The sequence below is a fragment of the Microbacterium sp. 2RAF4 genome (assembly GCF_052115285.1).
GTDB lineage: Bacteria > Actinomycetota > Actinomycetes > Actinomycetales > Microbacteriaceae > Microbacterium > Microbacterium oxydans.
Genome location: NZ_JBFRGI010000002.1, coordinates 1,210,789 through 1,225,221, shown reverse-complemented (window position 1 = coordinate 1,225,221; position 14,433 = coordinate 1,210,789). Strand labels below are relative to the sequence as shown.

The window sequence follows — 14,433 nt, the reverse complement described above, 5'->3', positions numbered from 1 at the left end:
TCCTGTTCACGGTGTGTGCGACTGTGTGTCCGGAGCGACGGATGCCACGGCGGATCGCACTTCGAAGAACGCTACGAACGCGCGGAGGGCGATGGGGGAGACCTTTCAGAACCGTAAGGAACAGCTCGACGGCGCGGAGGCCGCGACTAGTGTCGACCCCATGCAGCAGGAGATCCCCGTGCAGCGAGAGACCCCGATAGGGCAGGAGACACCCGTGCAGCAGGCGACCGAGGTGGTGGTCGTCGAGGACGACCCCACCGTCAGAGCGGCCGTCGGCACGTATCTGCGGGCCAACGGCTATGCGGTGTCGAGCTTCGGAGACGGTGTCTCGGCGCGTACCGCTCTGCGCGAGAGGACGCCGGACGTGGTGATCGTCGACCGCATGCTGCCGGGGATCAGCGGGGACGAGCTCTGCCGCGACCTGCGCTCGTTCTCCGATGTGCCGATCATGATGCTGACCGCTCTCGGGCAGGTGGACGACCGCATCGAAGGGTTCGAGTTCGGCGTCGACGACTACCTCGCCAAGCCCTTCTCGCTGCGGGAGCTGTCGATGCGCGTCGGCGCCCTGGTCCGCCGCGCGCAAGCCGTCCAGGCCGCGGCGGGCGAGGTGCGCGCCGGAGCGTTCGCGATCGATCCGCTGCGCCGTCGTGTCTGGGTGCGTGGCGAGGAGATCGCCCTCACCGGTCGCGAGTACGATCTGCTGCTCTTCCTCGTGCGCAATGAGGGGCGAGCGCTCGGGCGGGAGGAGATCCTGCGTGAGGCGTGGGGGTGGAGCTTCGGCGAGGCATCGACCGTCACGGTGCATGTGCGCCGACTGCGGGAGAAGATCGAACAGGATCCGCGCGACCCCGTCCATCTGCGCACGGAGTGGGGCGTCGGCTACCGGTTCTCGACCGACGGGGGCCGATCGTGATCGTGCTCGCCGCACCCGACGTGCTGCTGATCGTGTTGACGTGTCTGCTCGCCGCCGTGGTCGTCGCGGCGCTCACCCTCGCCCTGTTGCGGATGCTCCGGCGCCGGTCGGTCCGTGCGCAGCTCATGCTGGTCGCCAGCGCAGGAGTCGTCACGATGGCGGCTTCGGTCGTCGCGATCGCGGTCGAGATGTACATCTCGACGCACGACCTGACGGTGCTGCTCGCCGTGATCGGGGTGTCCCTCGTCCTGGGGCTGGCGACCGCCTGGGTCGCGGCGAGAGCCATGAGGGCGTCGTTCGACCGTTTCTCGGCATCGCTCGAGGAGATGGGCCGCGGCGGCGTGATCGTCGCAGGATCCGGCGGATCCCGCGAACTGGACGGCCTGTCGATGCAGCTGGCCGAGGTGTCGGCCAAGGTGGATGCCGCGAACGCCGAGCTGGAGCGTCTCGATTCGGCGCGGCGGCGCTTCTTCGCCTGGATCTCGCACGACCTCCGCACTCCCCTGACGGCGGTGCGTGCTCTCGCCGAGTCGATCGAGGACGGGGCCGCCGACGCACCGGAGCGCTTCGCCGGGCAGGTGCGGGCGCAGGTGGAGACGATGAGCCGCATGGTCGACGAGCTGTTCGAGCTGTCGAAGCTGACGTCCGGCGCGGTGCAGCTGCAGACGCAGCAGGTCGAGCTGCTCGATGTGGTCTCCGACGCTGTCGCCGACGTCGCGGTCGCGGCTGCGGCCCACGACGTGCGCATCGTCGAGCGCGGTGTGGGTGGGCACGTGCTCTGGGCTGACCCGCATCAGCTCGGGCGCATCATCGTCAATCTGCTGACGAACGCGATCCGGCACGCGCCTCGCGGTACGGAGATCGTCATCTCCGCCACCGAGGCGGACCGGAACAGACTCGTGCTCGGCATCCTCGATCACGGAGCCGGAGTGGCGGTGGAAGACCTCGACCGCATGTTCGACGTGGGCTGGCGCGAGGATGCCGCCCGCACCTCATCCGGCGATCAGGGCGGTGTCGCCTCCGGGGCGGGGCTCGGACTGTCGATCGCCCGCGGCCTCGCCCGTGCCCACGGCGGCGAGGTGTTCGCCGAGCGCACCGACGAGGGTTTCCGGATGAACGTGCTCCTGCCGTTCGGGGGAGGCGGGTCATAGGCTGGAGCGCATGACTGACGTTCTTCCCGTGGGCCTCGCCCTTGATGAGTTCAGCTCCGACATCCGCCCGCAGGACGATCTGTATCGCCACGTGAACGGCGCCTGGCTCGACCGTACCGAGATCCCGGGCGACAAGGCGCGCTGGGGCTCGTTCCACCTTCTCGCCGAGCAGGCGGAGAAAGATGTGCGTGCGATCATCGAGGAGTCGCAGGACGCAGCGGAAGGCACGCTCGCCCGCAAGATCGGCGACCTGTTCGCGAGCTTTATGGACACCGAGCGCATCGACGCCGCCGGTGTCGCCCCGCTGGCCGAGACCCTCACCGAGATCGATGCGATCGCCGACGTGCCGACATTCCTGCGTACGGTGGGCGCTTACGACCGTGACGGTCGCGCCTCGATCATCGGTCTCTACGTCGACGGCGACCCCGGCGACCCCGAGCGCTACCTCCCTGTGCTCGTGCAGGCAGGCCTCTCCCTGCCGGACGAGAGCTACTTCCGTCTCGACACCTTCGCCGACACGCGGGCGGCGTACCGGGCGCACCTCGAGCGCCTGCTCACGCTGGCCGGTGTCGCCGATGCCGCGGCGAACGCCGACCGGGCGATCGCTCTCGAGACCGAGCTGGCGGGACACCACTGGGACAACGTGCGCAGCCGTGACGCCGTCGCGACGTACAACCTCAAGACCTGGGACGAGCTGCAGGCGCTCGCGGGCGTCGACCTGGCTCCGTGGCGCGAGGCGGTCTCGCCGTCGAACCCCACCGCTTTCGATGAGGTCGTCGTCGCGCAGCCCAGCTTCTTCGAGGGGCTCGGCTCGCTGCTGACCCCGGAGCGGTTGGACGACTGGAAGGCCTGGCTGCGGGCGAAGGCCGTGCACGCCGCCGCCCCGTACCTGACCGACGACCTCGTGCAGGAGAACTTCTCGTTCTACGGCACCGAGCTCACCGGAGTGCCGACGATCCGGGAGCGCTGGAAGCGCGGCGTCTCGCTCACCGAGGGGGCGCTCGGCGAGGCCATCGGCAAGGTCTACGTCGAGCGGCACTACCCGCCGACGGCGAAGGCCGCCATGGACGAGCTCGTCGCGAACCTCATCGAGGCGTATCGGCGGAGCATCACCGACCTCGAGTGGATGACGGCCGAGACCAGGGAGCGCGCGCTCGCCAAGCTCGACTCGTTCACCCCGAAGATCGGGCACCCCGAGGTGTGGCGCGACTACTCCAGCCTCGAGATCGACAGGGGAGACCTGTTCGGCAATGTGCGCCGTGCGTCGATCTTCGAGCACGACCGCAACGTCGACAAGGTCGGCAAGCCCATCGATCGCGACGAATGGCACATGCCGCCGCAGATGGTCAACGCGTACTACAACCCGTCGATGAACGAGATCGTCTTCCCTGCTGCCATCCTGCAGTACCCGTTCTTCGACGCAGGGCGCGACGCCGCGGCGAACTACGGGGGCATCGGCGCGGTCATCGGTCACGAGATCGGGCACGGCTTCGACGACCAGGGCAGCCGCTACGACGGCGATGGGCGCCTGCAGGACTGGTGGACCGATGCCGACCGCTCGGCGTTCGAGGAGCGCACCAAGGCGCTCATCGCGCAGTACGACGCGCTCGTCCCCGAGGGACTCGACGCCGAGCACCACGTGAACGGCGCTCTCACCATCGGCGAGAACATCGGCGACCTCGGCGGTCTCGGCATCGCGTTGAAAGCGTACGAACTGTCGCTGGACGGCCAGGAGGCGCCCGTCATCGACGGGTACACGGGGGTGCAGCGCCTGCTGCTGTCGTGGGCGCAGGTATGGCAGCAGAAGAGCCGCGACGCCGAGACGCTGCGCCTGCTCACGATCGACCCGCACTCGCCCAACGAGTTCCGCTGCAACCAGATCGTGCGCAACATCGACGCCTTCTACGAGGCGTTCGGCGTGAGCGAGTCCGACGCGCTCTGGCTGCCTGCGCAGTCGCGTGTGACCATCTGGTGACAGATCGTCACACTCTGTGAAGCATCCCCCGGCGGTGGGGTTACGATAGCCCTGCCGCCGGGGATCGCCTTCCCGCGGTATCCCGCACATCCACCCCCCTAAGGATCAGCGTGGGCGCTCTCGAGCCTGGTGAAGGCTTCCGCAACTCCTCGGCCCCCGAGTCGCTCGACGGTGCCCAGGAGGCCTCGGGCGCCGGGCGCCGTTCGCAGCGCACCAGCCGCAGGCTTCCGCGCCGCGCGGCAGCGGGACGACGCTCGTTCACGGCTACGCTCCGTGCCCTGGAGGGACTGGTCGATTCCGGAGCGCAGGTCTCTGTGCACGTGGTCGACCTCGACAATCACGTGCATGTCCTCGCCGGCGACGACCACGTCACGATGCCGATCGCCGGCCTCGGGGTGGTGCCGCTGCTGATCGAGGTCGCCGCGGGCTTCCAGAGCGGTGCTCTCGATCCGTTCGAGATCGTCGAGCGCGATACCGTCGAGGCCGTGGAGACCTCCGGTCTGTGGCGGCATCTGCACGCGCCGGCGCTCCCGCTGGAAGACCTCGCGGTGATGGCGGCGACCGCAGGCGATCCCATCGCGGTGAACGCTCTGCTGCAGAGGGTGGGGCATGATCGCGTGCGCGAGCGCATCGAGTCGCTCGGACTGCGCCGCACGGCCCTGCTCGATCGGTTCCGCGACCGCCGCGGCCCCGACGACGCCCCGCAGGTGGCCGTGGGGTCCGCGCGCGAGCTCGCCGGGTTGTTCTCCGCCCTCGTGAACTCGCAGGTGGTCGATGCCGCCGTCAGCGCACAGGTGTCCGAGTGGTTGAGCCTCAACCAGGACCTGAGTCTGGTCGCGGCCTCCACCGGCCTCGACCCTTTCGCCCACGATCACGATGCGCACGGCCTGCTGTTCGTGAACAAGACCGGCAGGGATCGCGGAGTGCGGGCCGAGGCGGGTGTGCTGGCCGGGCCTCGCGCCGGGGTCGCCTATTCGCTCATCGTGTGCTTCGACGACCTCTCGATCACCCACCGTCTGCGCGCGCACGACGCCTTCCGCGTGCTCGGCGTCGAGCTGATGGAGTACACGCACTGACGGGATCCCGTTGCGCACAGATCGGCCTGATCTCGCGCGTTCTCCTGTTCTCGCTAGCATCGGGGGATGCCCCGATCTGACTGGACCCCGCATCGCCGCGACGACGGTGAGCTGCTCGGGTGGATCCATCCCGAGGGTGAGGACTGGGTGGCGGTCGACGTGCTCGGACGCCCCGCGTCCGTTCCCACCGGGTGGCTCGAAGCCGAAGCGGCACTGGAAGAGCACGGCATCGCCTGGCTCGCCGACCCCTGGATGCTGGACGGCGAGGCGATGCTGGACGGCGAGGCCGAGCGCCCGCTCCGGGTGCGCATCCTCGAGGTGACGCCCGACGAAGACGGCGTGCCGGGGCGGATCGTGGTGAAGGTCGACGACTTCGGCGATATGACGCGGCCGGCGACGGCCCGGTTCGTGCTGGCGTGGCCCCTCCCGGAGCGGCTCCGCCCGCCGCGCGCAGACGACCCCGACCCCCGCACGATCGCCGGCTGACGCCGACGCGCCTCAGCCCGGCAGCGAGGGGCGCTGCTCGGAGCTCCGCTGCTTCGGGATGAACAGCGACAGCACCACCGCGATGATGCCGGCGGCGATGGCGAGCCAGAAGCACACCTCGAAGGCAGCGCGCGTGGGGACGGCGACTCCGCCGACGTCGATGCTCATCGCGGCGAGGACGCCGCCCATCACGGCGGAGGCGCTGGACGTGCCGACCGAGCGGAACAGGGCGTTCAGTCCGTTGGAGGCTCCGGTCTCGTTCGCCGGGACCGAGCGCATGATGATCATCGGCATGGCCGCGAACGTGAACCCGATGCCCACGCCGATGAAGATGTTGGCCACGAAGATGTGCCACACCTCGGAAGACCACAGCAGCACGAAGACGTAGGCGAGCACGATCGCGGCCGCGCCGACTGTGAACAGCGGACGCGGGCCGACGGTGCGCTCGAGCCACCCGGACAGGGGCGAGATGACCATCATCACGAGACCGGCCGGCATGATCACGAGGGAGGCGGCGAGCATGTCGAGACCGAACCCCGCACCGCCGATCGTCGGCATCTCGAGCAGCTGCGGGAACGTGACGTTCGAGGCGAAGAGCGCGAACCCCATGCCGATCGCGGCGATGTTCGTGAACAGCACGGCGGGCCGGGCGGCGACGCGCAGGTCGAGCAGCGGATCCTTCGTACGCAGCTGATACCAGCCCCACACCAGCAGCACCACGAGCCCGCCGATGATGCAGGTGAGCGTCAGGGGAGACGTCCATCCCCACTGCGCGCCCCGCGAGACGAAGAGCAGGATGCCCGTGAGGCCGACCGCGAGTCCGATGGCTCCGACCACGTCGAGCCGGCCGGGGGAACGCAGCACATCTTCGGGGATCACCGCCAGCACCAGGGCGAGGCCGACGACACCGAGTGCCGCGGCGAGCCAGAAGAGCATGTGCCAGTCGGCGTTCTGGGCGAGGAGAGCGGCCACCGGCATCCCGATCGCGCCGCCGACGCCCATCGTGGCGCTCATGAGTGCGACCGCGGTGCCCAGTCGTTCGGGAGGGAGCACGTCGCGCATGATGGCGATGCCGAGCGGGACGACGCCGGTCACCGCCCCCTGCAGCGCGCGGCCGATGATCACGCCGACGATCGAGCCGGAGACCGCGGCGATCACGGACCCGAGGATCAGGATCGCGAGCAGGGCGATCACGACACGACGTTTGCCGTACATGTCGCCGAGGCGGCCCGAGATCGGGGTCGCGACGGCGGCGACGAGCAGCGTGATCGTGACGACCCAGGTGGTGTCTTCGCGGGAGGCGTTCAGCAGCTGCGGCAGCTCGGCCTGCAACGGCACGACCAGCGTGAACATGAACGACGAGCACAGACCCGCGAAGGCCAGTACGGCGACGACCGCCCAACGGGGAGGAGTGCGGGAGAGACGCTTCCTCGCTCTGTCATCGCTCGCACCCATCGGCTCAGGCTATCGCCGAATCCCCGTGCCGGATTCCTCGAACGGGCCGAGGAGGGGCAGACTGGGTGCGTGCGAACCATCCGTGACCTCGACTCCGTTGAACTCATCCTCGACGCGCAGGGCCTGCTCGACTCCATCCGGGGTCCGCAGCGCGTGGTGGATGCCGGCACCCTGCGCGCCCTGCAGCAGTCGGGCAACTACGTCGTCGGATTCTTCGACGGCGAGGGCGACGAGGAGCGCATGGTCGGCGCGTCCATCGCCTTCTTCGGCGAGCCGGCTCGACGTGCGATGCACTCCCACATCACCGCCCTGCTGCCCGAGTACCGCGGGCGCGGGTGGGGTCGCGAGCTCAAGGAGCATCAGCGTCAGTGGGCGTTCTCACGCGACGTCGGTCGCATCACGTGGGTGTTCGATCCGCTCGTGGCGCGCAACGCGCACTTCTTCTTCACCGTGCTGGGCGCCCGCGCCACCGGCTACTCGGTCAACCGCTACGGCATCTTCGGCGGCGGCGACGCGGGGGACGAGAGCGACCGGCTCGACGTCGAGTGGGCACTCGCCGACATCGCGAAGCCCCCGGCCGATGACACGGTCGTTGAGACCCTCGAGATCCCGGCCGACATCGAGGCGCTGCGCGTCTCCGACCCTGCGGCCGCTCACGAGTGGCGCCTGCGCCTGCGTGCGCAGATGGAGGGTCTGCTCGGCAGCGGCCTCCGGATCGCCGGGTACGACACCGAGCGCGGCTACCTCTTCACCGCCTGATCTGCGAGCGCGGAGTGCTCACCGCACCCCGCGCATCAGCTTCAGCACGGGCTTGACGCTCAGCAGCAGTCCGATGCCGACGACGATCGCGATGCCGCCGAGGATCGAGAAGAACGGCACCTCGTCGTCGGGGTTGTAGAACCGTACGAGCTCGCCCGAGATCGCCGTGCCGAGCGCGATCGAGAGGAAGAACAGCGCGACCATCTGGGTGCGGAACACGGTCGGTGCGAGCTTGGTGGCCGCCGACAGACCGACCGGGGAGATGAGCAGCTCCGCCACGGTGAACACGAAGAGGATCCCGACGATCGCGAGCAGCGGCGTGGAGTTCGCCCCTCCACCCGCGAACGGCAGGAAGAGCAGAAACGCCGACCCCATGATGATCGCCGCCAGCGCGAACTTCACCGGCGTCGAGGGCTGACGCTTCCCCAGACGCGTCCAGATCGCCGCGAAGACACCGGACAGGATGATGATGAAGACCGGGTTGATCGACTGCACCCACGACACCGGCATCTCCCAGCCGAACAGGTTCCGGTCCAGACGCTGGTCGGAGTAGATCGTCAGCACCGTGAACTGCTGCTGGTACAGCGACCAGAACGCGACGCTGGTGATGAAGAGGGGCAGGAAGGCCCACACGCGCGAGCGTTCGGTGGCGTCTATTCGACGGCTGCCGAGGATCACCGAGAAGTAGGCGACGGCGGCGATGATCGTGACGCCGATCACGAGGGCGGCCAGGTTGTCCGGGCGGATCACGCCGGTGAGCACCAGGACGGCGATGAGCACCACCGCGGCGCCGGCGATGAGTCCGACCAGGAGGTACCGCGACTTCGGGAGCGGATTCGGCACCTCGCGCGCCGAGGCGGGGAGGGACTTCCGGCCGAACGAGTACTGGATGAGTCCCAGCGTCATCCCGATGGCAGCGAGCCCGAACCCGTAGTGGAAGCCCAGCGACGACTGCAGGATGCCGGTGAGGATCGGGCCCAGGAACGCGCCGAGGTTGATCCCGAGGTAGAAGAGCGAGAAGCCCGCATCGCGTCGAGGATCGTCTTCGCTGTAGAGAGTGCCGACGACAGACGACGCGTTCGCCTTGAGTCCACCGGATCCGACTGCCACGAGCACGAGACCGACGCCCACGCCGACCGCGCCGGGGAGCAGCGCGAGGGCGAGGTGTCCCGCCACGATGACCATCGCGCTGACGAACAGCACCCGCTCGGCGCCGAAGAGGCGGTCCGCGAGCCAGGCGCCCAGGATCGTCGACAGGTAGACCGACCCTCCATAGGCGCCCACGATGCCGCCGGCGACCGCCTTGGGGATGCCGAGGCCGCCCTCGGTCACTTCGAAGTACAGGTAGATGAGCAGGATGCCCTGCATGCCGTAGAAGCTGAAGCGCTCCCACATCTCGACGCCGAAGATGTGCACCAGGGCCCACGGCTGCCCGAAGAAGCGGGTGTCGTCGTCGCGGGTCCGCGGTGTTCGCGCTGCAGTGCTCATCCCCAGGACGCTACTCCGGCGCAGTCGCGGAGGCCAGGGAGCGCGCGGGAACCACGGATAGAATGGGATGCCCGTGTTCGCGGGTTCTCCTCCCGCATCCGACCATTGGAGCCACCATGGCCGAACAGTCCCGCCTCGACAAGGTCATCGCCCTCGCCCGCCACCGCGGGTTCGTGTTCCAAGCGGGTGAGATCTACGGCGGTTCGCGGTCGGCCTGGGACTACGGCCCCCTCGGCACCGAGCTCAAGGAGAACATCCGCCGCCAGTGGTGGCAGACCTTCGTGCGCGGTCGCGGCGACATGGTGGGCCTGGACTCCAGCATCATCCTCCCCAAGCGCGTGTGGGAGGCGTCGGGCCACGTCGCGACCTTCACCGACCCGCTGGTCGAATGCCTGCAGTGCCACAAGCGCTTCCGTGCCGACAACCTCATCGAGGACTTCGAGGCGCGCAAGGGGCGCAAGGCCGAGAACGGCCTCGCCGACATCCCCTGCCCGAATTGCGGCACCAAGGGGCAGTACACCGAGCCCAAGGCCTTCTCCGGTCTGGTGAAGACCTACCTCGGTGTCGTCGATGACGAGTCGAGCCTGTACTACCTGCGCCCCGAGACGGCTCAGGGCATCTTCGTGAACTTCTCGAATGTGCTCACCGCGAGCCGCAAGAAGCCTCCGTTCGGCATCGGCCAGGTCGGCAAGGCCTTCCGCAACGAGATCACCCCCGGCAACTTCATCTTCCGCACCCGCGAGTTCGAGCAGATGGAGATCGAGTTCTTCACACCTCCGGCTGAGGCGCAGGAGTGGTTCGAGCACTGGGTCGAGGCCTGCTGGAACTGGTTCATCGACCTCGGCATCGACCCCGAGAACATGCGCCAGTTCGACGTGCCGGAAGACGACCGCGCGCACTACTCGGCCGGCACGATCGACGTCGAGTACAAGTTCGGTTTCGCCGGCAAGGAGTGGGGCGAGCTCATGGGCGTCGCCAACCGCACCGACTACGACCTCTCCAGCCACAGCGAGGCATCGGGCCAGAGCCTGACGTACTTCGACCAGGCGACGGGCGAGCGCTACACCCCGTACGTGATCGAGCCGTCGTTCGGCCTTACGCGCGCGATGATGGCGTTCCTCGTCGACGCCTATGTCGAGGAGCAGGTGCCCAACGCCAAGGGCGGCACAGACGTGCGCACGGTGCTCAAGCTCGACCCTCGCCTCGCTCCGGTCAAGGCCGCGGTGCTGCCGCTGTCGCGCAATGAGAAGCTGTCGCCGCTCGCGCGCGAGGTCGCCGACACGCTCCGCAGCTCGTGGGCCGTCGACTTCGACGACGCCGGCGCCATCGGCCGCCGCTACCGTCGCCAGGACGAGATCGGCACCCCGTTCTGCGTCACGGTCGACTTCGACTCTCTCGACGACCGTGCGGTCACCGTGCGCGACCGCGACACCATGGCGCAGGAGCGCGTCTCGATCGACGAGCTGCACGCCTACCTCGCGGAGCGTCTGCGCGGCGCCTGAGGTGCGGTGACGATTCGGAGAACTTCTGAAGCGGACGCCTGGTGCGCCGACGAGCAGTGGGTATGCTTTCGGGCACCTACTGAGGCGACCAGATCGGAAGACGATGACGTTCACGTGGATGAGACCCGAGCCCAATTCGCGCAGGCGACGTGCACGGAAAGGGCTCGCGCTGGGCGCGGCGGTGGCTCTCGTCGGCGGCCTCCTCGGAGTGGGCGCAACCGTCGTGACCGCGGAACCGGCGCAGGCGGCGGTTCCGGCGTTCGAGTGCACGAGCTCCGCGTACGTGGTCACCGCGACCGGAGCGATCTCCCGCGTAGATCCGACCACTGGCGCAGCGACCGCCAACGGCCAGTTCACGGTTCCGGCCGGCAATACGGTCAACGCGCTCGCACTGGACGAGGGCGGAGGGCGGTACGTCTGGGGGTACGACCGCACTGCCGGTCAGGTGGTGCGTTTCGACTCGACCACCGAGGCCACCGACACCTATCCGGGGCCGCCGAGCACAGCCGGCGTCGTGGCGGGCGCGATCAACCCGGATACGGGGATCTACTACTTCGCAACCTCCGGAGCGCTCTGGAACCTGTACGCGTTCGACACCACCACCAACACGCTCATCGGTCAGGTAGCGACGATTTCCGGCCTTTCCGCGAACGGCGACATGGCGTTCGACTCCCTCGGAAACCTGTACGCCGTGTCCAACGCGGACGCGACGGCGGCCGGTGTCTTCGCTCGCGTGCCCGGTCCCATCCCCGCGACCGCCGGCATGGCGGCCCTGACCGCTGAAGTCATCACCACGACTCCTCCCAACCTTGGCCAGTATCACTCGGTCGCCGTCGTGTCCGACGGCTCGATCGCCATCGGCTCCGGATCGACGATCACCCGGGTTCGTCCCGAGAATGGCGCCACCCTCTCGCAGACGGACACCGGCATCGGCTTCGTCGACCTTGCGAGCTGTGCGTACCCCAACCTGGTCTACGCGCAGAAGGTGCTTCCGAACGGGCGGTACCTGCCGACGGATCAGTTCCGGCTCGACGTCACCTCGCCGATCCTGCCGAGGGAGTACACGGGGATCACGGAGGGGACGGATCCCGGTCGGCAGGACCTCCCGGGCGAGACCGCCGGACCCGTCCTCGGCCTCGACAGCGCGACGTTCACTCTGACGGAGGGCGCGGCCGGAACCACGGATTTCGCGAACTACGAGACCTCCTGGACCTGCACGAACAACACCGACGGCACCGTACTGTCGTCCGGGACCGGGCGCGTCGCCGACGTCACGCTTCCCACCGGGTCGACCGCCGCGGACGTGCGCTGCGACTTCACGAACGTCGCGCTCCTTCCCGCGCTCACACTCGTCAAGCGCGTGGTCGATGTGCTCGATGTGAATGGGAACGGCTACAACGACCTGGGCGACCAGATCCTCTGGGCGTTCGACCTGCACAACACGGGCAACACCGACCTCACCGATCTCACCGTCACGGACGACGTCCTCGGCGCGGCCGGAATCGGTGTGACCTGCGACCCTGATTCCCTCGCACCCGATGGGCGCGTCACCTGCGAAGCGGATGCCCGCTACACGATCACGCAGTCTGACGTGGACAACGGGCAGGTGCTCAACACGGCCACGGCGACGGGCACCCCGCCCACGCAGCCGCCAGTGACCACGCCTCCGTCCACGACGACGACCCCTGTCGGCGGCTACACCGTCACGAAGACGTCCGACCCGGCGTCGGGTTCGGCCGTCGCGATCGGCGACGAGGTCACCTACACGATCACGGTCGAGCACGTGGGCACCGACGATGTCCCCGGCGCGAACCTTCTCGACGATCTGTCCGATGTGCTGGACGACGCCACGTTCAACGACGACGCGACGGCTTCGGGAGGGACAGTGGACTTCGACGAGGCCAGCGGAGAGCTGAGCTGGGTCGGTGATCTCGTCACAGGAGACACGATCACGATCACCTACTCGGTCACCGTGACGAACGATGGGAACTCCACCCTGGCGAACGTCGTGACGAGCCCGGGGTGCACCGAGTCCTGCACCACCGAGAATCCCGTCGGCGACTACTCGGTCTCGAAGTCGTCCGATCCGGCGTCGGGAGCGAGCGTCGCGGTCGGCGACCGTATCGCCTACACGATCACGGTCACGCAGATCGGAAGCGCGGGAGTGGGGGGCGCCGCCCTCTCCGATGACCTCTCCCGTGTTCTCGACGATGCGACGTTCAATGACGATGCTGCGGCATCGTCAGGGGCGCTCGCCTTCGATCCCGCGACCGAGGAGTTGAGCTGGTCGGGCGATCTGGCCGTCGGCGACGTGGTCACGATCACGTACTCGGTCACGGTGACCGCAGACGGCGACGGGGCCCTCGACAACGTCGTCACCAGCGACAAGTGCGGGGAATCCTGCGTCACGACGCACACGATCGGCGGCTTCGTGTTCTCCAAGTCCGCGAATCCCTCGTCGGGCGCGACCGTCCGCACGGGACAGACCGTGACCTACACGCTCACTGTCACGCAGACCGGCGTCGGGCCGGTCTCCGGGGCGAACGTCACGGATGACCTGTCCGGCGTGCTCGACGATGCGACGTGGAACGACACGGCCGTCGCGAGTTCCGGTTCGGTCGCGCGCTCGGGGGATGCTCTCGTCTGGAGCGGCGACCTCGCCAGGGGCCAGGTGGTCACCGTCACCTACTCGGTGACCGTCAGGAACGGCGGCGACGGTGCGCTCCGGAACGTCGTGACCACCACGAACCCTCTCGGCACGTGCGATCCGTCCGCAGCGTGCGTGACGCAGCACTTCGTGCCGCCCACGCCGGGACTTGCGACGACCGGCGGGACCATAGCGTGGACGGCCACCGGGTTCGGCGCGCTGGCGCTGGTGGTCGGCGCGGGCATGATGCTCGCGGGACAGCGCCGCCGGTTCATCAGCATGGATTGAGCCGTCGAACGAGTGATGCGTGCGTGGCGGGATCATGTTCGTCATGATCCCGCCACGGCGCGTGCGTAGCGCTCGGGGAGGAGCTGCAGGCGGGGAGCAGCTCGGACGGACTCTCGATCGTGGAATCCATCATCAGCCAGACCGGCGCGCAGCATGGGTCTCGAATCCCGAACCCCGTTATCATGTCGGCATGTTCGAGCCGTGGAGCGAGTTCAACGTCGCGATGGCGGGGGCGACCGCGGCCCTGGCCGGACTCGTGATCGTCGCGGCGAGCGTGAACATCGCCGAGATCGTCAAATCGCGCACACTGACCGCGCGACTCCTCGCCGGGATCGCCGCTCTGCTCCTGGCCCTCGCGGTGTCGGCGCTGGGTCTCGTCCCCGACATCGGTGCCGGCTGGTTCGGCGCAGCGACCGTCATCGTGACGCTGCTGGCCACCGTGTTCCAGGTGCAGGCGACGCGGCTCATCGCGAAGGACCCGAGTCCCGAGGACCGTATCCGCCCGGTCAAGTACCTGGTCGGCTTCTTGCCGATCCTCGCCTACCTGGCCGCGGGCGTGCTGGCGTGGTCGGGGCATCCGTCCGGGCTCTACCTCGCCGCTGCGGGCTGCCTGCTGGCGATCGTGTCGGCCGTCATCGTTTCGTGGGTAGCGCTCGTCGAAGTCTTGCGCTGACCGCGTAGGCGCCGGAGCGG

At 68.6% G+C, this 14,433-nt stretch carries 11 protein-coding genes; 9 read left to right on the top strand and 2 right to left on the bottom strand.

The window, feature by feature from the left end; all coding sequences use genetic code 11:
* The first annotated feature begins 160 nt into the window (after positions 1-160).
* The 5 genes from AB4070_RS10400 (at position 161) to AB4070_RS10380 (ending at position 5,601) form a co-directional block, all read left to right on the top strand.
* The gene (locus tag AB4070_RS10400; RefSeq protein WP_441980023.1) at positions 161-913 is read left to right on the top strand and encodes a response regulator transcription factor; all 753 of its coding nucleotides are present in this window, start codon (positions 161-163) and stop codon (positions 911-913) included.
* A complete protein-coding gene (locus AB4070_RS10395; RefSeq protein ID WP_441980022.1) occupies positions 910-2,064 on the top strand; it encodes an ATP-binding protein in 1,155 nt (384 codons plus the stop codon). Before AB4070_RS10400 ends, AB4070_RS10395 begins: the two co-directional genes overlap by 4 nt.
* A 10-nt stretch (positions 2,065-2,074) precedes the next feature.
* A complete protein-coding gene (locus tag AB4070_RS10390; protein WP_441980021.1) occupies positions 2,075-4,039 on the top strand; it encodes a M13 family metallopeptidase in 1,965 nt (654 codons plus the stop codon).
* Between the two features lie 110 nt (positions 4,040-4,149).
* Positions 4,150-5,115: a serine hydrolase gene (locus tag AB4070_RS10385; protein WP_282845654.1), complete on the top strand. Its 966-nt coding sequence runs from the start codon at positions 4,150-4,152 to the stop codon at positions 5,113-5,115.
* Positions 5,116-5,181: 66 nt separating this feature from the next.
* Positions 5,182-5,601, top strand: coding sequence for a hypothetical protein (locus AB4070_RS10380; RefSeq protein ID WP_441980020.1), 420 nt, complete (start codon positions 5,182-5,184; stop codon positions 5,599-5,601).
* A 12-nt stretch (positions 5,602-5,613) separates the two neighbouring features.
* Here the strand turns inward: AB4070_RS10380 and AB4070_RS10375 are convergent, their stop codons facing one another.
* Positions 5,614-7,056, bottom strand: a complete 1,443-nt coding sequence (locus AB4070_RS10375; RefSeq protein ID WP_441980019.1) for an MFS transporter — start codon at positions 7,054-7,056, stop codon at positions 5,614-5,616.
* 69 nt (positions 7,057-7,125) lie between these two features.
* Here AB4070_RS10375 and AB4070_RS10370 point away from each other — a divergent pair, with 69 nt between their 5' ends.
* Positions 7,126-7,815 carry a GNAT family N-acetyltransferase gene (locus AB4070_RS10370; RefSeq protein ID WP_441980018.1) on the top strand — a complete coding sequence of 230 codons (690 nt, stop codon included), beginning with the start codon at positions 7,126-7,128 and terminating at the stop codon, positions 7,813-7,815.
* Positions 7,816-7,833: 18 nt separating this feature from the next.
* Here AB4070_RS10370 and AB4070_RS10365 read toward each other — a convergent pair whose 3' ends face one another.
* Complete coding sequence (locus AB4070_RS10365) at positions 7,834-9,303, bottom strand: peptide MFS transporter (protein WP_441980017.1); 1,470 nt, start codon at positions 9,301-9,303, stop codon at positions 7,834-7,836.
* A gap of 116 nt (positions 9,304-9,419) precedes the next feature.
* Between AB4070_RS10365 and AB4070_RS10360 the strand changes: the two genes are divergently transcribed.
* From AB4070_RS10360 to AB4070_RS10350, 3 genes are all read left to right on the top strand, one after another.
* Positions 9,420-10,805 carry a glycine--tRNA ligase gene (locus AB4070_RS10360; RefSeq protein WP_441980016.1) on the top strand — a complete coding sequence of 462 codons (1,386 nt, stop codon included), beginning with the start codon at positions 9,420-9,422 and terminating at the stop codon, positions 10,803-10,805.
* Between the two features lie 181 nt (positions 10,806-10,986).
* Positions 10,987-13,740 carry a DUF7927 domain-containing protein gene (locus tag AB4070_RS10355; RefSeq protein WP_441980015.1) on the top strand — a complete coding sequence of 918 codons (2,754 nt, stop codon included), beginning with the start codon at positions 10,987-10,989 and terminating at the stop codon, positions 13,738-13,740.
* 190 nt (positions 13,741-13,930) lie between these two features.
* Entirely contained in the window at positions 13,931-14,413 is a 483-nt protein-coding gene (locus AB4070_RS10350) for a hypothetical protein (protein WP_441980014.1), read from the top strand.
* Positions 14,414-14,433: the final 20 nt, after the last annotated feature.

Bases quoted from the DNA above. Each gene is read 5' to 3' on its own strand.
- AB4070_RS10360 (WP_441980016.1), top strand. From the start codon at position 9,420: ATGGCCGAACAGTCCCGCCTCGACAAGGTCATCGCCCTCGCCCGCCAC.
- AB4070_RS10375 (WP_441980019.1), bottom strand. From the start codon at position 7,056: ATGGGTGCGAGCGATGACAGAGCGAGGAAGCGTCTCTCCCGCACTCCT.
- AB4070_RS10390 (WP_441980021.1), top strand. From the start codon at position 2,075: ATGACTGACGTTCTTCCCGTGGGCCTCGCCCTTGATGAGTTCAGCTCC.
- AB4070_RS10365 (WP_441980017.1), bottom strand. From the start codon at position 9,303: ATGAGCACTGCAGCGCGAACACCGCGGACCCGCGACGACGACACCCGC.
- AB4070_RS10350 (WP_441980014.1), top strand. From the start codon at position 13,931: ATGTTCGAGCCGTGGAGCGAGTTCAACGTCGCGATGGCGGGGGCGACC.
- AB4070_RS10380 (WP_441980020.1), top strand. From the start codon at position 5,182: ATGCCCCGATCTGACTGGACCCCGCATCGCCGCGACGACGGTGAGCTG.
- AB4070_RS10400 (WP_441980023.1), top strand. From the start codon at position 161: ATGCAGCAGGAGATCCCCGTGCAGCGAGAGACCCCGATAGGGCAGGAG.